The sequence below is a fragment of the Citrobacter sp. RHB20-C16 genome (assembly GCF_013890155.1).
Taxonomy (GTDB): Bacteria; Pseudomonadota; Gammaproteobacteria; order Enterobacterales; family Enterobacteriaceae; genus Citrobacter_A; species Citrobacter_A amalonaticus.
Genome location: NZ_CP057630.1, coordinates 1,117,235 through 1,142,441 on the forward strand (window position 1 = coordinate 1,117,235; position 25,207 = coordinate 1,142,441).

At 55.7% G+C, this 25,207-nt stretch carries 19 protein-coding genes; 11 read left to right on the plus strand and 8 right to left on the minus strand.

Going from position 1 to position 25,207, the window contains the following annotated elements:
* Positions 1–15 precede the first annotated feature (15 nt).
* The 5 genes from mrcB (at position 16) to fhuB (ending at position 8,794) form a co-directional block, all read left to right on the plus strand.
* Complete coding sequence (gene mrcB, locus HVX64_RS05445; RefSeq protein ID WP_181825311.1) at positions 16–2,544, plus strand: bifunctional glycosyl transferase/transpeptidase; 2,529 nt, start codon at positions 16–18, stop codon at positions 2,542–2,544.
* Positions 2,545–2,827: 283 nt separating this feature from the next.
* Entirely contained in the window at positions 2,828–5,080 is a 2,253-nt protein-coding gene (gene fhuA, locus HVX64_RS05450) for a ferrichrome porin FhuA (protein ID WP_044255396.1), read from the plus strand.
* Positions 5,081–5,127: 47 nt separating this feature from the next.
* The gene (gene fhuC, locus HVX64_RS05455; protein WP_044255394.1) at positions 5,128–5,925 is read left to right on the plus strand and encodes a Fe3+-hydroxamate ABC transporter ATP-binding protein FhuC; all 798 of its coding nucleotides are present in this window, start codon (positions 5,128–5,130) and stop codon (positions 5,923–5,925) included.
* On the plus strand, positions 5,925–6,815 hold the full coding sequence (gene fhuD, locus HVX64_RS05460; protein ID WP_044255391.1) for a Fe(3+)-hydroxamate ABC transporter substrate-binding protein FhuD: 891 nt from the start codon (positions 5,925–5,927) through the stop codon (positions 6,813–6,815). Before fhuC ends, fhuD begins: the two co-directional genes overlap by 1 nt.
* Entirely contained in the window at positions 6,812–8,794 is a 1,983-nt protein-coding gene (fhuB, locus tag HVX64_RS05465; RefSeq protein WP_044255389.1) for a Fe(3+)-hydroxamate ABC transporter permease FhuB, read from the plus strand. The genes fhuD and fhuB overlap by 4 nt, the downstream gene beginning before the upstream one ends.
* A gap of 111 nt (positions 8,795–8,905) precedes the next feature.
* On the opposite strand, the gene hemL is transcribed toward fhuB, so the two are convergent.
* Complete coding sequence (hemL, locus tag HVX64_RS05470; protein WP_042997879.1) at positions 8,906–10,186, minus strand: glutamate-1-semialdehyde 2,1-aminomutase; 1,281 nt, start codon at positions 10,184–10,186, stop codon at positions 8,906–8,908.
* A 168-nt stretch (positions 10,187–10,354) separates the two neighbouring features.
* Between hemL and clcA the strand changes: the two genes are divergently transcribed.
* Positions 10,355–11,776: a H(+)/Cl(-) exchange transporter ClcA gene (gene clcA / locus HVX64_RS05475; RefSeq protein ID WP_044255388.1), complete on the plus strand. Its 1,422-nt coding sequence runs from the start codon at positions 10,355–10,357 to the stop codon at positions 11,774–11,776.
* Between the two features lie 81 nt (positions 11,777–11,857).
* Positions 11,858–12,202 carry an iron-sulfur cluster insertion protein ErpA gene (gene erpA / locus HVX64_RS05480; RefSeq protein WP_042997877.1) on the plus strand — a complete coding sequence of 115 codons (345 nt, stop codon included), beginning with the start codon at positions 11,858–11,860 and terminating at the stop codon, positions 12,200–12,202.
* Between the two features lie 66 nt (positions 12,203–12,268).
* Here erpA and HVX64_RS05485 read toward each other — a convergent pair whose 3' ends face one another.
* Genes HVX64_RS05485 through mtnN form a run of 3 tightly spaced genes read right to left on the minus strand, consistent with a single transcriptional unit; the run spans position 12,269 to position 14,420 of the window.
* Positions 12,269–12,892: a TRIC cation channel family protein gene (locus tag HVX64_RS05485; RefSeq protein ID WP_042997876.1), complete on the minus strand. Its 624-nt coding sequence runs from the start codon at positions 12,890–12,892 to the stop codon at positions 12,269–12,271.
* A gap of 36 nt (positions 12,893–12,928) precedes the next feature.
* Complete coding sequence (gene btuF / locus HVX64_RS05490) at positions 12,929–13,729, minus strand: vitamin B12 ABC transporter substrate-binding protein BtuF (protein ID WP_044255387.1); 801 nt, start codon at positions 13,727–13,729, stop codon at positions 12,929–12,931.
* Positions 13,722–14,420 (minus strand): 5'-methylthioadenosine/S-adenosylhomocysteine nucleosidase, encoded by a 699-nt coding sequence (mtnN, locus tag HVX64_RS05495; protein WP_044255386.1) that lies wholly within the window; start codon positions 14,418–14,420, stop codon positions 13,722–13,724. Before mtnN ends, btuF begins: the two co-directional genes overlap by 8 nt.
* 82 nt (positions 14,421–14,502) lie before the next feature.
* Between mtnN and dgt the strand changes: the two genes are divergently transcribed.
* The 3 genes from dgt to cdaR all read left to right on the plus strand — a co-directional run bounded on the left by dgt (position 14,503) and on the right by cdaR (position 18,885).
* Positions 14,503–16,020: a dGTPase gene (dgt, locus tag HVX64_RS05500; protein ID WP_181825312.1), complete on the plus strand. Its 1,518-nt coding sequence runs from the start codon at positions 14,503–14,505 to the stop codon at positions 16,018–16,020.
* A 129-nt stretch (positions 16,021–16,149) separates the two neighbouring features.
* Positions 16,150–17,577 carry a serine endoprotease DegP gene (degP, locus tag HVX64_RS05505; RefSeq protein WP_044255385.1) on the plus strand — a complete coding sequence of 476 codons (1,428 nt, stop codon included), beginning with the start codon at positions 16,150–16,152 and terminating at the stop codon, positions 17,575–17,577.
* A gap of 150 nt (positions 17,578–17,727) precedes the next feature.
* On the plus strand, positions 17,728–18,885 hold the full coding sequence (gene cdaR / locus HVX64_RS05510; protein ID WP_044255383.1) for a DNA-binding transcriptional regulator CdaR: 1,158 nt from the start codon (positions 17,728–17,730) through the stop codon (positions 18,883–18,885).
* A 94-nt stretch (positions 18,886–18,979) separates the two neighbouring features.
* On the opposite strand, the gene HVX64_RS05515 is transcribed toward cdaR, so the two are convergent.
* From HVX64_RS05515 to map, 4 genes are all read right to left on the minus strand, one after another.
* Positions 18,980–19,366 carry a DUF3461 family protein gene (locus HVX64_RS05515; protein WP_042997870.1) on the minus strand — a complete coding sequence of 129 codons (387 nt, stop codon included), beginning with the start codon at positions 19,364–19,366 and terminating at the stop codon, positions 18,980–18,982.
* A 109-nt stretch (positions 19,367–19,475) separates the two neighbouring features.
* On the minus strand, positions 19,476–20,300 hold the full coding sequence (gene dapD / locus HVX64_RS05520; RefSeq protein WP_042997869.1) for a 2,3,4,5-tetrahydropyridine-2,6-dicarboxylate N-succinyltransferase: 825 nt from the start codon (positions 20,298–20,300) through the stop codon (positions 19,476–19,478).
* A gap of 30 nt (positions 20,301–20,330) precedes the next feature.
* Positions 20,331–23,003 (minus strand): bifunctional uridylyltransferase/uridylyl-removing protein GlnD, encoded by a 2,673-nt coding sequence (gene glnD, locus HVX64_RS05525; RefSeq protein ID WP_042997868.1) that lies wholly within the window; start codon positions 23,001–23,003, stop codon positions 20,331–20,333.
* A gap of 108 nt (positions 23,004–23,111) precedes the next feature.
* The gene (map, locus tag HVX64_RS05530) at positions 23,112–23,906 is read right to left on the minus strand and encodes a type I methionyl aminopeptidase (protein WP_044255381.1); all 795 of its coding nucleotides are present in this window, start codon (positions 23,904–23,906) and stop codon (positions 23,112–23,114) included.
* A gap of 322 nt (positions 23,907–24,228) precedes the next feature.
* Between map and rpsB the strand changes: the two genes are divergently transcribed.
* Positions 24,229–24,954 (plus strand): 30S ribosomal protein S2, encoded by a 726-nt coding sequence (rpsB, locus tag HVX64_RS05535; RefSeq protein ID WP_012133990.1) that lies wholly within the window; start codon positions 24,229–24,231, stop codon positions 24,952–24,954.
* Positions 24,955–25,207: the final 253 nt, after the last annotated feature.

Below are 25,207 nucleotides of genomic sequence, written 5' to 3' on the forward strand. Positions count from 1 at the left end.
TTGCGGAGAAAAAGCATGGCCGGGAATGACCGCGAGCCAATTGGACGCAAAGGGAAACCCACGCGTCCGGTGAAACAAAAGGTGAGCCGTCGCCAACTCAGAGATGATGAGTACGACGACGAATATGATGATGACTATGAGGATGAAGAACCGATGCCGCGTAAAGGTAAAGGCAAAGGGCGTAAGCCTCGTGGTAAGCGCGGCTGGTTGTGGCTGCTGCTGAAAATTGCGATTGTTTTTGCGGTACTGCTTGCCATTTACGGCGTCTATCTGGATCAAAAAATCCGTAGCCGTATCGATGGCAAAGTCTGGCAGTTGCCGGCGGCGGTATATGGCCGGATGGTCAACCTTGAGCCGGAGATGTCGGTCAGCAAAAACGAAATGGTTAAGCTGCTGGAAGCCACCCAGTACCGTCAGGTCAGCAAAATGACGCGTCCTGGCGAGTTTACCGTGCAGGCGAACAGTATTGAGATGATCCGCCGTCCGTTTGATTTCCCGGACAGCAAGGAGGGTCAGGTGCGCGCGCGTCTGACGTTCGATGGCGGCCGCCTGGATACCATCGTCAACATGGACAACAACCGTCAGTTCGGTTTCTTCCGTCTCGATCCGCGTTTGATTACCATGCTGTCGTCGCCAAACGGTGAACAGCGTCTGTTTGTCCCGCGTAGTGGCTTCCCGGATCTGCTGGTGGATACGCTGCTGGCGACGGAAGACCGTCATTTCTATGAACATGACGGGGTGAGTCTGTACTCCATCGGTCGCGCCGTGCTGGCAAACCTGACCGCCGGACGCACGGTACAGGGGGCAAGTACCCTGACCCAACAGCTGGTGAAAAACCTGTTCCTCTCCAGCGAACGTTCGTACTGGCGTAAGGCTAACGAAGCCTATATGGCGCTGCTGATGGATGCGCGCTACAGCAAAGATCGTATTCTTGAGCTGTATATGAACGAGGTGTATCTCGGTCAGAGCGGTGATAATGAGATCCGTGGATTCCCGCTGGCGAGCCTGTACTACTTTGGCCGTCCGGTAGAGGAACTGAGCCTTGATCAGCAGGCGCTGCTGGTAGGGATGGTGAAAGGGGCCTCAATCTACAACCCCTGGCGCAACCCGAAACTGGCGCTTGAACGTCGTAACCTGGTGCTGCGCCTGCTGCAACAACAACAGGTGATCGATCAGGAACTCTACGACATGCTGAGCGCGCGTCCGTTAGGCGTGCAGCCGCGCGGTGGGGTGATCTCACCACAGCCCGCGTTTATGCAGATGGTGCGTCAGGAGTTGCAGGCGAAGCTGGGTGATAAAGTAAAAGATCTCTCCGGCGTGAAGATCTTCACCACCTTTGACTCTGTCGCCCAGGATGCCGCTGAGAAAGCCGCCGTTGATGGCATTCCGGAACTGAAGAAACAGCGCAAACTGAGCGATCTTGAAACGGCGATTGTAGTGGTAGACCGCTTCAGTGGCGAAGTCCGCGCTATGGTCGGCGGCGCTGAGCCGCAGTTTGCAGGCTATAACCGCGCGATGCAGGCACGTCGCTCGATTGGTTCACTGGCCAAACCGGCAACCTATCTGACCGCGCTGAGCCAGCCGAAAATCTATCGCCTGAACACCTGGATTGCCGATGCGCCGATTGCGCTGCGTCAACCAAACGGCCAGGTGTGGTCGCCGCAGAACGATGACCGTCGCTACAGCGAAAGCGGAAAAGTGATGCTGGTGGATGCGTTGACGCGTTCTATGAACGTGCCGACGGTCAATCTGGGGATGGCGCTTGGCTTGCCGGCTGTCACCGACACCTGGCTGAAGCTGGGCGTGCCGAAAGAGCAGTTGCATCCGGTTCCGGCTATGCTGCTGGGGGCACTGAACCTGACGCCGATCGAAGTGGCACAGGCGTTCCAGACGATTGCCAGCGGCGGTAATCGTGCGCCGCTTTCCGCGCTGCGTTCGGTCATCGCTGAAGACGGCACTGTGCTGTATCAGAGCTTCCCGCAAGCGGAGCGTGCCGTTCCGGCGCAGGCCGCCTATATGACGCTGTGGACGATGCAGCAGGTGGTGCAGCGTGGTACTGGTCGTCAGCTGGGCGCGAAGTACCCGAATCTGCATCTGGCGGGTAAAACCGGGACCACCAACAACAACGTCGATACCTGGTTTGCCGGTATTGACGGTAGTCAGGTGACCATCACCTGGGTGGGTCGCGATAACAACCAGCCGACGAAGCTGTACGGGGCGAGCGGGGCGATGTCGATTTATCAGCGCTATCTGGCTAACCAGACGCCAACGCCGCTCACGCTGACGCCACCGGAAGATATTGCGGAGATGGGCGTCGACTATGACGGCAACTTTGTCTGCAGTGGCGGTATGCGCACGTTGCCAGTCTGGACCTCCGATCCCGACTCGCTCTGCCAGCAGGGCGAAATGATGCAGCAGCCGACCGGGAACCCGTTCGATCAATCTTCTCAGCCACAGCAACCGCAGCATCAGCCGCCGAAGGAAGAGAAGAAAGACAGCGATGGCGTGGCGGGATGGATTAAGGATATGTTTGGCGGTAACTAACCGCCGTGCCGGATGGCACTTCGCTTATCCGGCCTACTGGGCTCATGCAAGTATTGGGTTGGTAGGCCGGATAAGGCGTTTTCGCCGCCATCCGGCAATGCCTTCACAGAAACATTTCCGGCTTCTTTTTAACCCTTTCTTTTCATCTGGATATTTCTTAACCCCTCAGTTTTGGTAGGGACGCGTATCGCTTGCTATCGCGGCCGCGTTTCGAATATTATTCTGCCGTCATAATAATAATTCTCGTTTACGTTATCATTCACTTTCCATCAGAGATATACCAATGGCGCGTCAAAAAACTGCTCAGCCAAAACACTCGCTGCGTAAAATTGCAGTCGTAGTAGCCACAGCGGTTAGCGGCATGTCTGTCTATGCACAGGCGGCGGTTGAACCGAAAAAAGAAGACACTATCACCGTCACCGCGGCTCCTGCTCCGCAGGAAAGTGCATGGGGACCGGCGGCAACCATCGCGGCACGCCAGTCAGCCACCGCGACCAAAACGGATACCCCGATTCAGAAAGTTCCCCAGTCTATTTCTGTGGTGACTGCCGAAGAGATGGCGCTACACCAGCCGAAGTCCGTGAAAGAGGCGCTCAGCTATACCCCAGGCGTTGCCGTGGGCACGCGTGGCGCATCTAACACCTATGACTACCTGATCATTCGCGGTTTCGCTGCCGACGGCCAAAGTCAGAATAACTATCTGAATGGCCTGAAGATGCAGGGGAACTTTTACAACGATGCGGTGATTGATCCTTATATGCTGGAACGCGCGGAAGTGATGCGTGGGCCGGTTTCTGTTCTGTACGGTAAGAGCAACCCAGGCGGTTTGTTGAACATGGTCAGCAAGCGTCCAACCACCGAGCCGCTGAAAGAGGTTCAGTTTAAAATGGGCACTAACAGCCTGTTCCAGACCGGTTTTGACTTCAGCGATGCGCTGGATGACGACGGCGTTTACTCTTATCGCTTAACGGGTCTGGCCCGCTCGGCGAATGCGCAGCAGCAGGGGGCGGAAGAACAGCGTTATGCTATTGCGCCGTCCTTTAGCTGGCGTCCGGATGACAAAACCAACTTCACGTTCCTGTCCTACTTCCAGAACGAACCTGAGACCGGTTACTACGGCTGGTTGCCGAAAGAGGGGACTGTCAGCACGCTGCCGAACGGTAAGCGTCTGTCGACAGACTTCAACGAAGGCGCGAAAAACAATACCTACTCTCGTAATGAGAAGATGGTCGGTTATAGCTTCGACCACGAATTCAACGATACGTTTACCGTGCGTCAGAACCTGCGTTACGCGGAAAACAAAGTGTCGCAGAACAGTGTATATGGTTACGGCATGTGTTCCGATCCGCTCTATTCGAGCAACCCGAGCACCAGCCCTTGCGCCAGCGTACCGCAGTCACAGTGGGGGCATACGCTGACCCGTCAGTATGTGGATGATAACGAAAAACTGCAGAACTTCTCTGTGGATACCCAACTGCAAAGCAAGTTTGCGACCGGTTCTCTGGATCATACCCTGCTGACCGGCGTTGATTTTATGCGTATGCGTAACGACATCGACTCCTGGTTTGGCTGGGCTGGTTCAGTTGCGCCATCTGACATCTACAACCTTGATCGCAGCGATTTCGACTTCGGATCCCATCCAGGGCCTGGCGCCGCCTATCGCGTGCTGAACAAGCAGAAGCAGACCGGCGTGTACGCCCAGGATCAGATGCAGTGGGATAAAGTGCTGGTGACGTTGGGCGGACGTTATGACTGGGCGCAGCAGGATACTCTGGATCGTGAAGCGAATACTCAGCACTCGCGTAATGATAACGAGTTTACCTGGCGCGGCGGCGTAAACTACCTGTTCGACAACGGCGTGACTCCGTACTTCAGCTACAGCGAGTCGTTCGAACCGGCTTCTACCGTGGGCGCGAACGGCAGCATCTTTGCGCCGTCTAAAGGCAAGCAGTACGAAGCGGGCGTGAAATATGTCCCGAACGATCGTCCGATCGTGATCACCGGTGCGGTCTATCAGTTGACCAAAACCAACAACCTGATGGCCGATCCTAACGGTTCGTTCTTCTCGGTTGAAGGCGGTGAGATTCGTTCACGCGGCGTTGAAGTGGAAGCAAAAGCGGCGCTGTCTGCCAGCGTTAACGTGGTCGGTTCCTACACTTATACGGATGCGGAATACACTACCGACACCAACTACAAAGGCAACACCCCGGCGCAGGTGCCAAAACATATGGCGTCGCTATGGGGCGATTACACGATGTTTGACGGCCTGCTTTCCGGTCTGACTCTGGGCACCGGCGTTCGCTATACCAGCTCCAGCTATGGCGATCCGGCTAACTCCTTTAAAGTCGGCAGCTACACCCTGGTGGATGCGCTGGTTCGGTACGATCTGGCACGCCTTGGCATGGCAGGTTCCAACGTCGCGCTGCATGTCAACAACCTGTTTGACCGCGAATACGTCGCCAGCTGCTTTAACACCTATGGCTGCTTCTGGGGCGCGGAACGTCAGGTCGTTGCTACCGCAACATTCCGTTTCTAATTTTTCTTTGGGCACGCATTGCGTGCCCGCTTTACAAGTTGGCCGCTATGCAGGAACAGACTCATCATCCCGATACCACGTTTGCACTGCGTGATGTCTCCTTTCGCGTGCCAGGTCGCACGCTTCTGCACCCTCTGTCGTTAACTTTTCCCGTCGGTAAAGTGACTGGCCTGATTGGTCACAATGGTTCAGGTAAATCCACGTTGTTAAAAATGTTGGGTCGCCATCAGCCGCCGTCAGAAGGGGATATCCTGCTCGATGCACAACCGCTGAACAGTTGGAACAGCAAAGCGTTTGCCCGTAAGGTGGCGTATTTACCGCAGCAGTTGCCGCAGGCGGAAGGGATGACCGTACGTGAACTGGTGGCGATTGGTCGCTATCCGTGGCACGGGGCGCTGGGCCGTTTTGGCGTCGCGGACAGAGAAAAAGTGGAAGAGGCGATCGCGCTGGTAGGGTTAAAACCCCTGGCGCATCGTCTGGTCGACAGTCTTTCCGGCGGTGAACGTCAGCGCGCGTGGATTGCGATGCTGGTGGCGCAGGACAGTCGCTGTCTGCTGCTCGATGAACCCACCTCGGCGCTGGATATTGCCCACCAGGTGGATGTGCTGGCGCTGGTTCATCGACTCAGCCAGGAGCGTGGCCTGACGGTGATCGCTGTGCTGCATGATATCAACATGGCTGCCCGCTACTGTGACTACTTAGTCGCCTTGCGCGGGGGCGAAATGATTGCCCAGGGAACGCCCGCCGACCTGATGCGTAGCGAAACCCTGGAACGTATTTATGGCATCCCTATGGGGATCCTGCCGCATCCGGCAGGCGCTGCACCTGTGAGTTTTGTGTATTGATGAGCGGCTTACACCACATAACACGTCGTCGTTTATTAAAGGCGATGGCACTTTCCCCGCTGCTCTGGCAGATGAAACCGGCGCGCGCAGCCGCTGTCGATCCACATCGTATCGTGGCGCTGGAGTGGCTGCCGGTTGAGCTGTTGCTGGCGCTTGGCGTGACGCCCTATGGCGTGGCAGATATTCCTAACTACCGCCTGTGGGTGAATGAGCCGCCGCTGCCTGCGTCGGTGATTGATGTCGGATTACGCACCGAGCCGAACCTTGAGCTGCTGACCGAAATGAAACCCTCCTATATGTTCTGGTCGACAGGGTACGGCCCTTCTCCCGAAACGCTGGCGCGAATTGCGCCCGGACGTGGCTTCAACTTCAGCGATGGCAAACAGCCCTTAGCCGTGGCGCGTCGATCTCTGATCGACATGGCGCAGATGCTGAATCTGGAATCTGTGGCTGAGCGACATCTGGCGGAATACGACCAGTTTATTGCCAGCCGGAAATCGCGCTTTGTGCAGCGCGGAGAGCGCCCGCTGCTGTTGATCACTCTCCTCGATCCTCGCCATATGCTGGTTTTCGGCCCGAACTGCCTGTTCCAGGACGTGCTGGATGAATACGGGATTCGCAACGCCTGGCAGGGAGAAACCAATTTCTGGGGCAGTACGGTGGTCGGGATCGATCGCCTTGCAGCCTACAAAGATGCCGATGTGCTTTGCTTTGATCATGGGAATAACAAAGAAATGGCCACGCTGATGGCAACGCCGCTCTGGCAGGCGATGCCGTTCGTACGTGAAGGGCGTTTCCAGCGCGTACCGCCCGTGTGGTTTTATGGCGCCACATTGTCGACCATGAATTTTGTCCGTATTCTGGATAATGCGCTGGGGGGCAAGGCGTGAGTCAACGTATTGCACGTTTCCCGGCGTTATTGCTGGCGCTGTTGTTTATCGTCGCCGTAGGGTTAACCTGGACGAATTTCACCGTTGCGCTACCGCGTACCCAGTGGCAGCAGGCGCTGTGGTCACCGGATATCGACGTCATCGAGCAGATGATTTTCCATTACAGCCTTCTCCCTCGTCTGGTGATCTCCCTGCTGGTTGGGGCCGGGCTGGGTCTGGTTGGCGTGCTCTTTCAACAGGTGCTGCGTAACCCGCTGGCCGAACCGACCACGCTGGGCGTGGCGACCGGCGCACAGTTAGGGATGACGGTCACGACATTGTGGGCGATACCGGGCGTGATGGCCGGGCAGTTTGCCGCTCTGGTGGGCGCCTGTATTGTCGGGGCGCTGGTGTTTGGCGTCGCCTGGGGAAAACGACTTTCTCCCGTCACGCTGATCCTCGCCGGTCTGGTGGTCAGTCTGTACTGCGGGGCCATCAACCAACTGTTAGTCATCTTTCACCACGATCAGTTGCAGAGCATGTTCCTGTGGAGTACCGGAACGTTGACGCAAACTGACTGGGGCGGTGTGCAGCGTCTGTGGCCGCAGCTGCTGGGCGGCGTCATGCTCACTTTGTTGTTGTTGCGCCCGCTAACCCTGATGGGGCTGGATGATGGCGTTGCGCGCAACTTAGGGCTGGCGCTGTCGCTGGCGCGTCTGGCGGCGCTGACGCTGGCGATTGTACTTAGCGCACTGCTGGTCAATGCGGTAGGGATTATCGGTTTTATCGGTCTGTTTGCGCCGCTGTTGGCGAAAATGCTGGGCGCGCGTCGTCTGCTGGCGCGCCTGATGCTGGCTCCGCTGATTGGGGCGCTGATTCTGTGGCTGTCCGATCAGGTTATTCTCTGGCTGACCCGCGTATGGATGGAAGTGTCCACCGGTTCTGTGACGGCACTGATCGGCGCACCGCTGCTGCTGTGGCTGCTACCGCGCCTGCGTAGTATGAGCGCGCCGGACATGAACGTCAGCGACCGGGTGACGACGGAACGTCAGCATGTGCTGGGTTATGCGCTGATCGGCGGCGTGCTGCTGTTGATCGGGGCATATGTAGCGCTGTCGCTGGGGCGTGACGCGCAGGGCTGGAGCTTGGCCAGCGGCGTGCAACTGGAAGAACTGATGCCCTGGCGCTGGCCGCGCATTCTGGCGGCGATGATCGCCGGGGTGATACTGGCGGTGGCGGGGTGTATCATCCAGCGGCTGACCGGGAACCCGATGGCGAGTCCTGAAGTGCTGGGGATCAGCTCCGGCGCGGCGTTCGGCGTTGTGCTGATGCTGTTTCTGGTGCCGGGCGATGCGTTTGGCTGGCTGTTGCCCGCCGGGAGTCTCGGTGCTGCCGCCACGCTGTTGATCATTATGATTGCCGCCGGACGAGGAGGGTTCTCCCCCCACCGTATGCTGCTGGCCGGGATGGCGCTCAGCACGGCCTTCACCATGCTGCTGATGATGCTACAGGCAAGCGGCGATCCGCGCATGGCCGGGGTACTGACCTGGATCTCCGGTTCGACCTATAATGCGACGGGTCAGCAGGTGCTGCATACCGGGGTGGTGATGGCGATCCTGCTGGCGATCACGCCACTGTGCCGTCGCTGGTTGACGATTTTGCCGCTGGGCGGTGATACCGCCCGTGCAGTCGGTATCGCGCTGACACCGTCGCGGGTTGGCCTGCTGCTGCTGGCAGCCAGTCTGACGGCTGCCGCCACAATGACAATCGGCCCACTGAGTTTTGTCGGGCTGATGGCGCCGCATATCGCGCGGATGTTAGGTTTTCGTCGAACGATGCCGCATATTGTGATGTCGGCGCTGGCGGGAGGATTATTGCTCATCTTTGCCGACTGGTGCGGGCGGATGGTGCTGTTTCCGTATCAGATCCCGGCGGGGATACTCTCGACGTTTATCGGTGCGCCGTACTTTATTTATCTGTTACGTAAGCAGAGTCGTTGATTCGGATGTTTTTCGTGTAGGCCAGATAAGACGCTTCGCGTCGCCATCCGGCAATAAAAAAGCCGGGTGGCGGCTTCGCCTTACCCGGCCTACGGTTTAAAACGTACTCTGTTACAGCTTTGCAAACACCCGACGCGCGGCGTCGATAGTGTTATTGATGTCTTCCATGCTGTGCGCTACGGACATAAAGCCCGCTTCAAACGCGGATGGCGCAAGGTAAATCCCCTCGTCCAGCATCATGTGGAAGAAGCGCTTGAAGCGTTCCACGTCACAGGCCATCACGTCCTGATAGCAGGTGACAGTTTTCGCGTCGGTGAAGAAAATCCCGAACATGCCGCCAACGTGGTTAACGACCAGCGGGATCGCGGTTTCCTCTGCCGCTTCCAGCAGACCTTCCGCCAGGCGCGTCGTGAGTTCATCCAGCGTTTCGTGAATGCCCGGCTGCGCCACTTCGGTCAGACAGGCAAAACCGGCCGCCATGGCAATGGGATTGCCGGAGAGGGTGCCCGCCTGATAAACCGGGCCGGTCGGGGCCAGCGCGTCCATCACGTCGCGACGACCGCCGAACGCTCCTACAGGCATACCGCCGCCAATGATTTTGCCCAGACAGGTCAGATCCGGCACCACGCTGTAGTAATCCTGTGCGCCAGCCAGCGCCACGCGGAAGCCGGTCATCACTTCGTCGATAATCAGCAGCGCGCCGAACTCATCGCACAGTGCGCGCAGACCCGGCAGGAATTCCGGCAGCGGCGGGATGCAGTTCATATTGCCTGCCACTGGCTCAACGATGATACAGGCGATCTCCTGCGGGAACTGCTCGAACGCGGCACGCACGGAATTGAGATCGTTATAAGTACAGGTCAGGGTATGCTTTGCAAAATCTGCCGGCACGCCGGGAGAGTTCGGCTGGCCCAGCGTCAGTGCGCCGGAGCCGGCTTTTACCAGCAGACAGTCCGCGTGGCCGTGGTAGCAGCCTTCAAATTTGATGATCTTATCGCGGCCAGTGAAACCACGCGCCAGACGAATGGCGCTCATGGTCGCTTCGGTACCGGAGTTGACCATTCGTACCATGTCCATCGTCGGTACCAGTTCGGTCACAAGCTCCGCCATTTTGACTTCCATCTCGGTCGGCGCGCCGAAGCTCAGGCCGCGCTCAGCCGCTTCGATCACCGCGTTGCGGATCGCCGGATGGTTGTGTCCCAGCACCATCGGTCCCCAGGAGCCGACGTAATCGATATAGGCTTTGCCATCGACATCGTACAGATATGCGCCGTCCGCTTTTTCGATAAACAGCGGAGTACCACCCACGCCAGTAAAGGCGCGAACAGGGGAGTTAACGCCGCCGGGGATTAGCTCGCGTGCTGCGCTGTAGAGGTTTTCAGACTTACTCATGGATGGGTTCCTGGTTCGTAGAAAAAGTGAATGCCCGCTATTCTAGTTATTCAGAGAAGGTTATGAAAGTTTTGCGCATTTGAAACATTACGATTTGCAGGGGATTTTCGGGTAAGAGGCGAGTACAATGCCGCCTCTGCATTTGTATTACCAATTAATGATCATCTGATGAAGACAGAAACTCCCTCTTTTGAAGCACAGCAAATTGTGCGCTTACGGCGCAGGGACCAAATCCGTCGACTGCTGGAACGAGATAAAACACCGCTGGCGATCTTAATGATGGCGGCAGTGGTGGGGACGCTTACCGGTCTGGCAGGCGTGGCGTTCGAAAAAGCGGTGAGCTGGGTGCAAAACCTGCGTATCGGTGCGCTAGTGAATGTGGCTGACCATCCGATGCTGCTCTGGCCGCTGGCGTTTATTCTCTCTGCATTACTGGCGATGGTCGGCTATTTTCTGGTGCGTAAATTTGCGCCGGAAGCTGGCGGGTCGGGGATCCCGGAGATCGAAGGGGCGCTGGAAGAGCTTCGCCCCGTCCGCTGGTGGCGTGTGTTGCCGGTAAAGTTTATCGGTGGGATGGGCTCGCTGGGTGCAGGGATGGTGCTGGGACGCGAAGGGCCGACGGTACAAATCGGCGGAAATATTGGCCGCATGGTGCTGGATATCTTCCGCATGCGTAGCGCCGAAGCGCGCCATACGCTGTTGGCAACCGGGGCAGCGGCAGGGCTTTCTGCCGCCTTCAACGCACCGCTGGCGGGTATTCTGTTTATCATCGAGGAGATGCGCCCGCAGTTTCGCTATAACCTTATCTCGATCAAAGCCGTCTTTACCGGCGTGATCATGTCGAGCATTGTTTTCCGCATTTTCAACGGTGAATCGCCGATTATCGAAGTGGGGAAACTGTCCAACGCACCGGTCAATACGCTGTGGCTGTATCTGATCCTCGGGATGATTTTTGGCTGTGTAGGACCGGTTTTCAATAAGCTGGTGCTGCGTACTCAGGATATGTTCCAGCGCTTTCACCATGGAAACACCACTAAATGGGTGCTGATGGGCGGGGCGATTGGCGGTCTGTGTGGCATTTTGGGGTTGATTGAACCAGCGGCGGCTGGCGGCGGTTTTAACCTTATCCCTATTGCGGCGGCGGGCAATTTTAGCGTCGGACTGTTGCTGTTTATCTTTATCGCGCGAGTGATCACCACGTTGCTCTGTTTTTCTTCCGGTGCGCCCGGCGGGATCTTTGCGCCGATGCTGGCGCTGGGTACGTTGTTGGGCACCGCATTTGGTATGGCAGCAGCGGCAGGCTTTCCGCATTATCAGCTTGAGGCCGGAACGTTCGCCATTGCCGGAATGGGCGCGTTGCTGGCGGCATCGGTGCGCGCGCCGTTGACCGGGATTGTGCTGGTGCTGGAGATGACCGATAACTATCAGCTCATTTTGCCAATGATTATTACCTGTCTTGGCGCAACACTATTAGCACAATTCCTGGGCGGAAAACCGCTATACTCCACTATCCTTGCCCGCACGCTGGCGAAGCAGGAAGCGGAGCAGGCGGCAAAAAGTCAGACGACCACCGCTGGCGAGAATACTTGAATGAAATACCAGGGTATTAGATAATGGCGTTAATATTGGGTCAGAATTTGCCCAATTGCCGATGTCGTTTGGAGCAAAAATATGAGTGATGACGTAGCGCTGCCACTGCAATTTACTGAAGCAGCAGCCAATAAAGTAAAAAGCCTGATCGCGGACGAAGAAAACCCGAACCTGAAACTGCGTGTCTATATCACCGGTGGCGGTTGCAGCGGTTTCCAGTATGGTTTTACCTTTGATGACCAGGTCAACGAAGGCGATATGACCATCGAGAAACAGGGCGTTGGCCTGGTGGTTGACCCTATGAGCCTGCAGTATCTGGTCGGCGGTTCCGTTGACTACACCGAAGGTCTGGAAGGTTCTCGTTTTGTAGTTACCAACCCGAATGCGAAAAGCACCTGCGGGTGTGGCTCTTCCTTCAGCATCTGAGTGCTGTCTGTAATGCGCCCGGTAAGCGCAGGCGCTACCGGGCAAAGCGCCTAATCCGGCCTGGATTTAACGGCTATTCTCATCTAACGCAAATGTCGGCAGCTTCAGATGCCAGCGGATCGCCGCGAGGCGAATGACCAGCGTCACAACCATCCCCATCATACTGGCGGCTTCCAGCGGCATCGCGAAGGTGTAATACGCGGTTGCGTGGACAATCCCGCCGATAATACAGGCCGTTGCGTAGATTTCCGTACGCAGGATCATCGGGATTTCTCGTGCCAGCACATCGCGAATAATACCGCCGCCCACGCCGGTGATGACACCCATACAGATAGCCACCAGCGGCCCCGTCCCTGCTATAAATGCTTTGTTGACGCCGATCCCGACAAACACCGCCAGGCCGACGGCGTCCAGCACCGGCAGCATCCATTTAGGCAAGCGTCTGGGCTGACGCACCAGCAGGATCGTCAACATGCTGGTGACCATCGCCACCACCAGATCGGTTGGGTCTTTAACCCAGAAAACGGGACCGTTATCTAATGCCATATCACGGATCGTCCCGCCGCCCACGGCGGTAACGACGCCCAATACCAGCACGCCAAACGGGTCCATACGCAGTTTCCCGGCCAGTAACACGCCAGAGATAGCAAATACTGCTGTGCCTACAATATCCAGCCAATAGACGAGCATGATCAAATCCTCACAACACACCTGTTGGGGCAGGCGCTAATTCACCAGGGAAAGCGCATTACAGAGTTGTTTTGCGGCGAGGATAATACGCGGGCTTGCGCGTTCAAACCAGTCACTGTTGAGAGGAATTACCGGAATTTGTAGTTGATCACCCCAGTATTGCTTAATTTTGAGAATTTCACCTGCATCGCCGGCGACAACGATCGCTTGCGGCGCGCGCGCCAGCACCTGTTCACGACTGACCTGCGGCCAGGGAACCCGACTGCCGGCAAAGATGTTTTCTCCCCCGCAGAGCTCAATAACCTCGTTTTGAATCGATCCTTTTCCGCTGGTAAAGGGCGGATTGATACCAAACTGCAAAAACACGCGTTTTTTCGTTTTGCCTGCATATTGAGATTTTAGCTGCGAATAGTCGTCCAGCAAGGTTTGCGCGGCGTGCTTTGCCATTTCGGGATGCGGGCTAAAGTCGGCCAGCGTCTGCAACGTGTCGGCAATCTGTTCGATGGTGACGGCATCGATCCACATGACCTTGATGCCTAGCGAGGAGAGTTGATTCACCTGCCGTTCGGCATTACCGCCGCGCCAGGCGAGGACCAGATCCGGCTTCAGCGCCACAATCCTTTCCAGATTCATGCCTTGCCAGGTCGAGATCTGCTCGATACGTTGCGCCTGTGGCGGATAGTCTGAATAGCTGCTGACGCCAACGGGGGTGATCCCGGCGGCAAAGGCGAGTTCCGTGTTGGCGGGAGAGAGTGAAATCACGCGCGGTGCGGCATGCAGCCACACCGGGAGGGCTAACAGCAGGGCGACAAGCGCCCTGGAGAAGGATTTAGCCATGCGCCAGTTTCTGTACCAGCGATTCAACCATCAGCGTGGATTGCTTCGCGGCAACGGCCAGGAACTCATCAAAGCTGAGATGGGACTGCTGATCGGCAACGTCCGAGATCGCGCGGACCACCACAAACGGTACCTTGAAGTTATGGCAAACGTGCGCAATCGCGGTGGCTTCCATCTCAACGGCAATGGCCTGCGGGAAGTTGTGACGGATTTTCGCCAGCCCCACGGAGCCGTTAATGAAGGCATCGCCGCTGACAATCAAGCCGCGTACCGCGTTCAGGTTCAGCTCAGCGATGCAGGATTCCGCTGCGGCAATCAGTTTTTCATCGGCTTTAAAACCGGCCGGGCAGCCCGGAAGTTGGCCGAACTCATAACCAAATGCGGTGACGTCAGCGTCGTGATAGCGCGCTTCATCAGAGACCACAATGTCGCCCACTTTCAGGGTTGGAGCGAGGCCGCCTGCGGAACCGGTGTTAATAATGACGTCCGGCTTGCAGCGTTCAAGCAGCAGCGTAGCGCCCAGCGCCGCCGCCACTTTACCAATACCGGATTTCAGCAGCGCAACGTCGATTCCGTTAAGCTGACCGGTGTAAATTTCACAACCGCCCAGGGTGAGAGTTTGACGGTTTTCGATTTTGTCACGCAGCAGCGTAACCTCTTCTTCCATTGCACCAATGATGCCGATTTTCATAGATTTACTCGCGCCAGGTGAGATTTAAAGGCATAGTCTATCATGCGCTTAAGGCGAAGTGCATTCTCACGCGGGAGAGGACATGTCACAGATTGATTTCCGGAAAAAAATAAACTGGCACCGTCGTTTTCGTTCACCGCAAGGGGTCAAAACCGAGCATGAGATCCTGCGCATTTTTGAAAGCGACCGTGGACGCATTATTAACTCTCCGGCGATCCGTCGCCTGCAGCAGAAAACCCAGGTGTTTCCCCTTGAGCGTAATGCCGCCGTGCGTACGCGCCTTACCCATTCGATGGAAGTTCAGCAGGTGGGGCGTTATATCGCCAAAGAGATTTTAAGCCGCCTCAAAGAACAAAAACTGCTGGAACCATACGGCCTGGATGAGTTAACGGGACCGTTTGAGAGCATCGTCGAAATGTCCTGCCTGATGCATGACATTGGCAACCCGCCGTTTGGGCATTTTGGCGAGGCGGCGATCAACGACTGGTTTCGCCAGCGCTTACATCCGGCGGATGCGGAAAGCCAACCCTTAACCGAAGATCGTTGCATTGTGGCGACGTTGCGTCTGCGCGAAGGCGAGGAGTCGTTGAACGATATCCGCCGTAAAGTACGCCAGGACCTGTGTCATTTCGAAGGGAATGCTCAGGGGATTCGGCTGGTACATACCTTGATGCGAATGAACCTGACATGGGCCCAGGTCGGCGGGATCTTAAAATATACCCGTCCGGCATGGTGGCGGGGAGAAACGCCCGCGACGCACAACTATTTAATGAAAAAACCCGGCTATTACCTTTCTGAAGAACCGTATATTGCGAGGTTACGTAAAGAACTCGATCTCGCGGTTTACAGTCGCTTTCCGTTAACGTGGATAATGGAAGCCGCCGACGATATCTCTTATTGCGTCGCCGATCTGGAAGATGCGGTAGAGAAAAGAATCTTCAGCGTTGAGCAACTCTATCATCATTTATATGAGGCCTGGGGGGAGCATGAGAAAGGTTCGCTCTTTGCGCAGGTTGTCGAAAATGCCTGGGACAAATCACGGGCGAATTATCTGAGCCGCAGTACTGAAGATCAATTTTTCATGTATTTGCGGGTGAATACACTTAATAAACTGGTGCCCTACGCCGCGCAGCGTTTTATTGATAACCTGGAACAAATCTTTGACGGAAGGTTTAATCAGGCATTGCTGGAAGACGGCAGCAGCTTTAGTCGCCTGCTGAAAATCTATAAAAATGTTGCGATGAAACATGTGTTTAGCCATCCTGATGTGGAGCAACTCGAATTACAGGGCTATCGGGTGATCAGTGGCTTACTCGATATCTACCGTCCTTTATTAAGCCTGCCGCTTGCGGATTTCAGTGAGCTGGTGGAAAAAGAACGCCTGCAGCGCTTTCCTATCGAATCCCGCTTATTTCAGAAATTGTCAACGCGTCACCGACTGGCCTATGTGGAGGCCGTGGGTAAATTAACACCAGATTCGCCTGAGTATCCCTTGCTGGAATATTATTATCGTTGCCGGCTGATCCAGGATTATATCAGCGGCATGACAGACCTCTATGCATGGGATGAATACCGCCGCCTGATGGCGGTCGAACAATAGACTGAGTTTTGTAAAGACGGACAATAAATTTTTACCTTTTCCATAAACTTCTGTCCGGAACTTAGCGTTATAAAATGAATCTGACGTACACAGCAATTTTGCGTTATCTGTTAATTGAGATTGAGACACATGAAAAAAACCACATTAGCAATGAGTGCACTGGCTCTGAGTTTAGGTTTGGCGTTATCCCCGCTTTCTGCAACGGCGGCTGAAACTGCATCAGCGACGACCGCACAGCAGATGCCAAGTCTGGCACCGATGCTCGAAAAAGTGATGCCATCGGTGGTCAGCATTAACGTGGAAGGTAGCACAACCGTCAATACGCCGCGGATGCCGCGTAATTTCCAGCAGTTCTTTGGTGATGATTCCCCGTTCTGCCAGGACGGTTCCCCGTTCCAGAGTTCGCCTTTCTGCCAGGGCGGCCCACAGGGCGGTAATGGCGGCGGCCAGCAGCAGAAGTTTATGGCGCTGGGTTCCGGTGTCATCATTGATGCCGCGAAAGGCTATGTCGTCACCAACAACCACGTGGTGGATAACGCCACGGTGATTAAGGTTCAACTGAGCGATGGCCGTAAATTCGACGCTAAGATCGTCGGCAAAGACCCGCGCTCTGATATTGCGCTGATCCAGATTCAGGATCCGAAAAACCTGACGGCGATTAAGCTGGCTGACTCCGACACTCTGCGAGTGGGGGATTACACTGTCGCCATCGGTAACCCGTTTGGTCTCGGCGAGACGGTCACTTCCGGTATCGTCTCTGCGTTGGGTCGTAGCGGCCTGAATGCGCAGAACTATGAAAACTTCATTCAGACTGATGCGGCGATCAACCGCGGTAACTCCGGCGGCGCGTTGGTTAACCTGAACGGCGAGTTGATCGGTATTAACACGGCGATCCTCGCGCCGGACGGCGGCAACATCGGTATCGGTTTTGCGATCCCGAGCAATATGGTGAAAAACCTGACCTCTCAGATGGTGGAATTCGGCCAGGTGAAACGCGGCGAACTGGGTATCATGGGTACCGAACTGAGCTCCGAACTGGCGAAAGCGATGAAAGTCGATGCACAGCGCGGTGCCTTTGTCAGCCAGGTCATGCCGAACTCGTCCGCTTCGAAGGCTGGAATTAAAGCTGGGGATGTGATCACCTCCCTGAACGGTAAGCCGATCAGCAGCTTTGCCGCACTGCGTGCGCAGGTTGGCACCATGCCGGTGGGCAGCAAAATTACCCTCGGCCTGCTGCGCGACGGTAAGCCGGTTACCGTGAATCTGGAACTGCAGCAGAGCAGCCAGACTCAGGTTGATTCCAGCTCCATCTTCAGCGGTATTGAAGGGGCTGAAATGAGTAACAAAGGTCAGGATAAAGGCGTCGTGGTGAACAACGTGAAAGCGAACACCCCGGCGGCGCAGATTGGCCTCAAGAAAGGGGATGTGATTGTCGGCGCTAACCAGCAGCCGGTGAAAAACATCGCCGAACTGCGTAAAATCCTCGACAGCAAACCGTCTGTCCTGGCGTTGAACATTCAGCGTGGCGACAGCAATATCTACCTGTTGATGCAGTAATCTCCCTAAAACCCCTTCCTGTCACAGGAAGGGGTTTCTTTTTGTGATATTTCCCACAACTCCATACTTCTTCCCTTTGCTTTGTGCATCTGCACAATGTCAGCGTTTGTTATCTTCTTTATGCTGGAGCTCTGCTCACAGGAGGGCTTTATGGCTGGCTGGCATCTTGATACCAAAATGGCGCAGGATATCGTGGCACGCACGATGCGCATTATTGATACCAATATCAACGTGATGGATGCCCGTGGACGGATCATCGGTAGCGGCGATCGCGAGCGAATTGGGGAATTGCACGAAGGCGCGCTGTTAGTCCTCTCTCAGGGCCGCGTGGTGGACATCGATGATGCCGTTGCGCGTCATCTGCATGGCGTTCGTCAGGGGATCAACCTGCCGCTGCGCCTGGAAGGCGAAATTGTGGGCGTGATCGGCCTGACCGGCGAACCGGAACATCTGCGCAAATATGGCGAACTGGTGTGCATGACGGCGGAGATGATGCTGGAGCAGTCGCGCCTGATGCATCTGCTGGCCCAGGACAGTCGCCTGCGTGAAGAGTTGGTGATGAACCTGATTCAGGCGGAAGAGAACACGCCAGCGTTGACCGAGTGGGCGCAACGTTTAGGGATCGACCTCAACCAGCCGCGCGTGGTGGCGGTGGTGGAAGTGGACAGCGGACAACTCGGCGTGGACAGCGCTATGGCGGAGTTGCAGCAGTTACAGAACGCACTGACCACCCCGGAGCGTAATAACCTGATTGCGATCGTTTCGCTGACCGAGATGGTGGTGTTAAAACCGGCGTTGAATTCGTTTGGCCGTTGGGATGCCGAAGATCACCGCAAGCGCGTTGAGCAGCTGATTGCGCGCATGAAAGAGAACGGGCAGTTGCGCTTTCGCGTTTCGCTGGGCAACTATTTTACCGGGCCTGGCAGTATCGCGCGTTCGTACCGTACTGCGCGCACGACGATGATGGTCGGCAAACAACGAATGCCGGAAAGCCGCAGCTACTTTTATCAGGACTTAATGCTGCCGGTACTGCTCGACAGTCTGCGCGGCGGCTGGCAGGCCAATGAGCTGGCGCGTCCGTTGGTGCGGCTGAAGGCGATGGACAATAACGGCCTGTTGCGCCGCACTCTGGCGGCGTGGTTTCGCCACAACGTGCAGCCGCTGGCGACCTCTAAGGCGCTGTTTATTCACCGGAATACGCTGGAATATCGACTGAATCGCATCTCGGAATTGACCGGGCTGGATTTGGGGAATTTCGACGATCGGCTGCTGCTGTACGTGGCGTTACAGCTGGATGAGCAGCATTGATTCATTGCCTGATGGGGCTACGCTTATCAGGCCTACGCGGATGTGCCTGTAGGCCTGATAAGGCGTATGACGCCGCCATCCGGCAACAAACTGCTTATTTTCGCGTCAGTTTTTCCAGATCGGCTTCGATTTCGGTGATCTTATTCGCCACCACGCTTTCCAGATGGCGTAAATCATCAAGGATCTTACGTTTCAGATCCACTTCCGTGCGATCGCGCTGGCAGATCTGATCGAGTTCGTCGATCACATAGCGCAGGTTGGGACTGATCTCCTGTACCTCTTTGTATCCCTGACCCACTCCATCGGCAACCACGGTTTTGCGCTGGCGGGGGTATTTAAACTTCACGCTTTTGGCAAAGAACTCACCTTTATCCTTCTGGAAATAGATTTTCAGGATATCGTTATTGGCTTCTTGCCGCAGGCTGTAACGATCGATTTCTTCAGGATTAGTAATGCCCAGACTTTTCAGATTGTCATACATAGCGGTACCCTTAAGCTCACTATAACTATTGAATAATTAACGAAAAGCCCTGTTTCTGCCACTCGCAGATGTAAAAAAAGCGGGCTAAGCCCGCTTTTTCAAATCGCCGTTAGTCGATGGTACGCAATAACTCGTTGATGCCGACCTTGCCACGGGTTTTGGCGTCGACTTTTTTCACTATTACCGCACAGTACAGGCTGTACTTGCCATCTTTCGACGGCAGGTTGCCGGAAACGACAACGGAGCCTGCCGGAACGCGACCATAATGGACTTCACCGGTTTCACGGTCGTAAATGCGGGTGCTCTGACCAATATAAACGCCCATCGAAATCACCGAGCCTTCTTCGACAATCACGCCTTCTACGACTTCAGAACGCGCGCCGATAAAGCAGTTATCTTCGATGATGGTCGGGTTCGCCTGCAGCGGCTCCAGTACGCCACCGATGCCGACACCGCCGGACAGGTGAACGTTCTTACCGATCTGCGCGCAGGAACCGACGGTTGCCCAGGTATCGACCATCGTGCCTTCATCAACGTAAGCGCCGATGTTGACATAGGACGGCATCAGCACGGTGTTACGGGCGATAAACGCACCCTGACGAACTGCCGCAGGCGGAACCACACGGAAGCCTTCTTTCTGAAAGCGTGCTTCGTCGTAGTCGGCGAATTTCATCGGCACTTTATCGAAGTAGCGGCTTTCCGCGCCATCGATCACCTGGTTATCGTTGATACGGAAAGAGAGCAGCACCGCTTTCTTCAACCACTGGTGAGTCACCCACTGACCGTCTACCTTTTCTGCCACGCGCAGCGCGCCGGAGTCCAGCAGGGAAATCACCTGATTCACCGCTTCACGGGTCACGGTATCCACATTGGCCGGAGTAATGTCGGCACGGCGCTCAAAAGCGGTCTCAATAACGTTCTGTAACTGCTGCATTGTTAAACTCTTTCCCTATAAATAAACACACTACCCTTTATCGTTTGGATTGAGGGCCTCTGTCAACCGTTGATGCACTTCCTGCTGCAGCGCATTATTAAGTGCACGCCGGTCTGCTGTAGCGATTATGAATAAATCTTCTACTCGCTCACCAATGGTTGTAATTCGGGCGCCATGAAGCGAAATTCCCAGATCGGCAAAAATTTGCCCGACCCGCGCCAGCAGCCCTGGCTGATCGAGCGCGATAAGCTCGAGGAACGATTTGCGGTCGGTGTGCGTGGGCAGGAATGTGACCTCGGTATCGACGGTAAAGTGGCGTAATTTTGCCGGCTGTCGGCGCGGCTGCGGCGGCTGCCAGCTGCGCTGGGTGATTGCCTGTTCCAGCCCAAAGCGGATGGCTTCATGCCTGTCTGACGACAGCGGGCTGCCGTCCGGTTCCAGTACGATAAAGGTATCCATCGCCATGCCATCGCGGGTGGTGAAAATCTGCGCATCGTGGACGCTGAGGTTACGTCGGTCCAGCTCGGCGCAAACGGCGGCAAACAGATACGGGCGATCCGGACTCCAGATGAAGATTTCCGTCCCGCCGCGTGTTGCCTGCGGGCTGAGCAGAATTAGCGGCTCGCTGAGATCGTGCTGCAACAGATGACGCGCATGCCAGGCCAGCTGGTTCGGGCTGTGGCGCACGAAGTAGTTGGCGCGACAGCGCGACCAGATATGGTGCAACGCTTCTTCATCAATGTTATCCATCCGCAGCAGCGCCAGCGCCTGCAACTGGTGATGGCGCACGCGTTCACGCATATCCGGCGTGTTTTGCATTCCCCGACGCAGCTGTTTTTCCGTGGCGAAGTACAGCTCGCGCAGCAAACTTTGCTTCCAGCTGTTCCATAGCGTTTCGTTAGTGGCGCATATATCCGCCACCGTCAGGCAAACCAGGAAGCGCAGGCGATGTTCCGTCTGTACCTCTTCGGCGAACTGCTTAATCACTTCGGGATCCTGAATATCCCGGCGCTGAGCGGTCACCGACATCAGCAGGTGCTGGCGAACCAGCCAGGCAATCAGCTGCGTTTCGCGCGAGTTCAGGCCGTGCAGTTCCGCAAACTTGAGCACGTCCTGTGCGCCCAGCACCGAGTGGTCGCCGCCGCGTCCTTTGGCAATATCATGGAACAGCGCGGCGATAAAAATGAGCTCAGGCTGGCGCAGACGTGGCCAGAGATCCACACACAATGGGTGGCGCTGACGGGTCTCTTCTTTGGCAAAACTTTCCAGCTTCAGCATCACGCGAATCGTGTGTTCGTCCACCGTGTAAGCATGGAACAAGTCAAATTGCATCTGCCCGACAATCCGTGACCACTGCGGCATGTAGGCCCACAGCACGCTATGGCGGTGCATCGGCAGCAGGCCACGGCTGACTGCGCCAGGATGGCGCAGCATACTGAGAAACAGCGATCGCGCCTCCGGGATATAACACAGCGGCTGATTCAGATGGCGGCGCGCATGGCGCAGATGGCGCAGGGTGGTGGAGTAGATCCCGGTGATCGCACTGTTGCGTACCATGGTGTAGAACATCCGCAGGATCGCTTCCGGTTCGCGGATGAACAGATCGTCCTGACGCAGATCGATCAGCGTGCCGCGCAGTTGAAAATCGTCATCAATAGGACGCGGCTTTTCGTCGGCGGACAGCGCGAGGATCGCTTCGTCAAACAGCTGCAGCAGCATCTGGTTGAGTTCCGTGACGCGGCGGGTGACGCGGAAATAATCCTTCATCATCTGCTCAACCGGCTCGTTGCCTTCGCCGCTGTAATTCAGGCGCTGAGCGACGCTCAACTGGCGATCGAACAGCAGGCGGTTATCGTAACGACTGACCACTAAATGCAGGGCAAAACGAATGCGCCACAGAATGTGCAGGCACTCGTTGAGCTCAGCGCGCTCTGCCTGAGTCAAAAAGCCGAAGCCGACCATTTCGTCGAGCGAGGTAGCGCCGAAATGGCGACGGGCGACCCACTGCAGCGTGTGGATATCGCGCAGACCGCCGGGGCTACTTTTGATATCCGGCTCGAGGTTATAGCTGGTGCCGTGATAGCGCTGGTGGCGCTGATGCTGCTCTTCCACTTTGGCGGCGTAGAACTTGTCGGAGGGCCAGAAACCTTCGCTGAAGATATGTTTTTGCAGTGCCAGAAAAAGGGCCACGTCACCAATCAACAGACGGGTTTCAATCAGGTTGGTGGCGACGGTCAGGTCCGACAACCCTTCCAGCAGGCATTCTTCCAGCGTACGTACGCTGTGCCCGACCTCCAGTTTGACGTCCCACAGCAATGTCAGCAGCTCGCCGACCTTTTGCGCCTGATCGTCCGGTAATTTTTTACGACTCAGGATGAGCAGGTCGATATCGGAAAGCGGGTGAAGCTCACCGCGTCCGTAGCCACCGACGGCGACCAGCGCCAGATCGGCAATCTGTCCAAAACCGGCGTCGATCCACAGACGTTGCAGCAACTGGTCGATAAACTCGGTCCGGGCTTCAATCAGCTGTTCGGCGGAAATCCCGCTGTCGAAGGCATCGCCCAGCCATTGCTGGAACGCGTCGATATGCGTTTTGATTCCGGCGACGGTGAGTTCGTCGCGAGACCAGGTCCCCGGGTTCTGCGGCTGACCGGGGAGGGTGGGGAGTGCGGTATTCGCGTGTTGTTCAGGAAGTGTATTCATTATGCGCCACCCATTAAAAAAGCCGGATATGGCGAAAGTGCCTTATCCGGCCTACGGAATAGTGCCATTTGTAGGCCTGATAAGCGAGAGCGCCATCAGGCAAAAAAGTTATGCGTCGTGCGTAATGACCGCCGGGATGGTGTCATCCTTACGTAACGTCAGAATTTCACAGCCGTTATCGGTCACCACAATAGTATGCTCGTATTGTGCAGACAAGCTCCGGTCTTTGGTTTTGACCGTCCAGCCGTCTTTCATTGTGCGGATACGGTAATCACCGGCGTTGAGCATCGGTTCGATGGTAAAGGTCATGCCCGGTTTCAGCACCACGCCGCCGTCATCCGCATCATAGTGCAGCACCTGCGGCTCTTCGTGGAAGCCACGACCAATGCCGTGTCCGCAGTATTCACGCACCACGGAGAAACCTTCTCCTTCCGCATATTTCTGGATCGCCGCACCGAGCGTACGCAGACGGATACCTGGTTTCACCATTCGCAACGCCAGATACAGGCTTTCCTGGGTGACGCGGCACAGACGCTCGCCCAGAATGGTCGGTTTGCCGACGATAAACATTTTGGAGGTATCGCCGTGGTACTCGTCTTTAATGACGGTTACGTCGATGTTGACGATATCGCCATCTTTCAGATGCTTGGCATCATCCGGAATCCCGTGACACACCACTTCATTAATAGAGATGCAGACGGATTTCGGATAACCGTGATAGCCGAGGCAGGCCGAGATCGCATGCTGCTCGTTAACGATGTAGTCGTTACAGATACGATCCAGTTCACCCGTGCTAACGCCCGGTTTGATATACGGTTCGATCATCTCCAGCACTTCCGCGGCCAGACGGCCCGCGACGCGCATTTTTTCGATTTCTTCAGGGGTCTTGATTGAGATAGCCATGAATTCTGTCCATCAGTGTCGATTATTTCGACAATAATTGTGTAAGTGCTGTCAATGGTATCAGTCCAGCATACATGCTGCCAAATTGAGAATCATTAACAGCACAGCAAGCCAACAATTATTGGTGTCCACGGCGTATTTGTGGTATAAAGCGCGCCGGACTTCCGATCTCATTTCGTATACACAGAATGGACGGAAGCGACAAATCTCACTTTGTGTAACAACACACACGTATCGGCACATATTCCGGGGTGCCCTTTGGGGTCGGTAATATGGGATACGTGGAGGCATAACCCCAACTTTATCTATAGAGGTTTTAATCATGGCAACTGTTTCCATGCGCGACATGCTCAAGGCTGGTGTTCACTTCGGTCACCAGACCCGTTACTGGAACCCGAAAATGAAGCCGTTCATCTTCGGTGCGCGTAACAAAGTTCACATCATCAACCTTGAGAAAACTGTACCGATGTTCAACGAAGCGCTGGCTGAACTGAACAAGATTGCTTCTCGTAAAGGTAAAATCCTTTTCGTTGGTACTAAACGCGCTGCAAGCGAAGCGGTGAAAGACGCTGCTAACAGCTGCGACCAGTTCTTCGTGAACCATCGCTGGCTGGGCGGTATGCTGACTAACTGGAAAACCGTTCGTCAGTCCATCAAACGTCTGAAAGACCTGGAAACTCAGTCTCAGGACGGTACTTTCGAAAAGCTGACCAAGAAAGAAGCGCTGATGCGTACTCGTGAGCTTGAGAAACTGGAAAACAGCCTGGGCGGTATCAAAGACATGGGCGGTCTGCCGGACGCTCTGTTCGTCATCGATGCTGACCACGAGCACATTGCTATCAAAGAAGCAAACAACCTGGGTATTCCGGTATTTGCTATCGTTGATACCAACTCTGATCCGGATGGTGTTGACTTCGTTATCCCGGGTAACGACGACGCAATCCGTGCTGTTAGCCTGTACCTGGGCGCTGTTGCTGCAACCGTTCGTGAAGGCCGTTCTCAGGATCTGGCTTCCCAGGCGGAAGAAAGCTTCGTAGAAGCTGAATAATAAGGCTTGATAACTTCCCTGAAATAGTGCGAGTTGCAGGAAGGCGGCAAGCTCGAGAATTCCCGGGAGCTTACATCAGTAAGTGACTGGGATGAGCGAGCGAAGAAAACGCTCCTGCGGTTCGGAATATGAAGGGGAAGAGCCCTTATAAACCAGGTAGTATCATGTTTGGTTAGGGGGCCTGTATATGGCCCCCTTTTTCACTTTTAAATCTGTGCGGTTTGACGCCGGGCAGATCAAATCTTCCGAGGAT

Excerpts from the sequence above, each read along its gene's own strand:
- mtnN (WP_044255386.1), bottom strand. The coding sequence starts at position 14,420 with ATGAAAATCGGCATCATTGGTGCAATGGAAGAAGAGGTTACGCTGCTG.
- mrcB (WP_181825311.1), top strand. The coding sequence starts at position 16 with ATGGCCGGGAATGACCGCGAGCCAATTGGACGCAAAGGGAAACCCACG.
- HVX64_RS05515 (WP_042997870.1), bottom strand. The coding sequence starts at position 19,366 with ATGTATGACAATCTGAAAAGTCTGGGCATTACTAATCCTGAAGAAATC.
- rpsB (WP_012133990.1), top strand. The coding sequence starts at position 24,229 with ATGGCAACTGTTTCCATGCGCGACATGCTCAAGGCTGGTGTTCACTTC.
- hemL (WP_042997879.1), bottom strand. The coding sequence starts at position 10,186 with ATGAGTAAGTCTGAAAACCTCTACAGCGCAGCACGCGAGCTAATCCCC.
- degP (WP_044255385.1), top strand. The coding sequence starts at position 16,150 with ATGAAAAAAACCACATTAGCAATGAGTGCACTGGCTCTGAGTTTAGGT.
- btuF (WP_044255387.1), bottom strand. The coding sequence starts at position 13,729 with ATGGCTAAATCCTTCTCCAGGGCGCTTGTCGCCCTGCTGTTAGCCCTC.
- fhuD (WP_044255391.1), top strand. The coding sequence starts at position 5,925 with ATGAGCGGCTTACACCACATAACACGTCGTCGTTTATTAAAGGCGATG.
- dgt (WP_181825312.1), top strand. The coding sequence starts at position 14,503 with ATGTCACAGATTGATTTCCGGAAAAAAATAAACTGGCACCGTCGTTTT.
- fhuA (WP_044255396.1), top strand. The coding sequence starts at position 2,828 with ATGGCGCGTCAAAAAACTGCTCAGCCAAAACACTCGCTGCGTAAAATT.
- glnD (WP_042997868.1), bottom strand. The coding sequence starts at position 23,003 with ATGAATACACTTCCTGAACAACACGCGAATACCGCACTCCCCACCCTC.
- cdaR (WP_044255383.1), top strand. The coding sequence starts at position 17,728 with ATGGCTGGCTGGCATCTTGATACCAAAATGGCGCAGGATATCGTGGCA.
- HVX64_RS05485 (WP_042997876.1), bottom strand. The coding sequence starts at position 12,892 with ATGCTCGTCTATTGGCTGGATATTGTAGGCACAGCAGTATTTGCTATC.
- fhuC (WP_044255394.1), top strand. The coding sequence starts at position 5,128 with ATGCAGGAACAGACTCATCATCCCGATACCACGTTTGCACTGCGTGAT.
- map (WP_044255381.1), bottom strand. The coding sequence starts at position 23,906 with ATGGCTATCTCAATCAAGACCCCTGAAGAAATCGAAAAAATGCGCGTC.
- clcA (WP_044255388.1), top strand. The coding sequence starts at position 10,355 with ATGAAGACAGAAACTCCCTCTTTTGAAGCACAGCAAATTGTGCGCTTA.
- erpA (WP_042997877.1), top strand. The coding sequence starts at position 11,858 with ATGAGTGATGACGTAGCGCTGCCACTGCAATTTACTGAAGCAGCAGCC.
- dapD (WP_042997869.1), bottom strand. The coding sequence starts at position 20,300 with ATGCAGCAGTTACAGAACGTTATTGAGACCGCTTTTGAGCGCCGTGCC.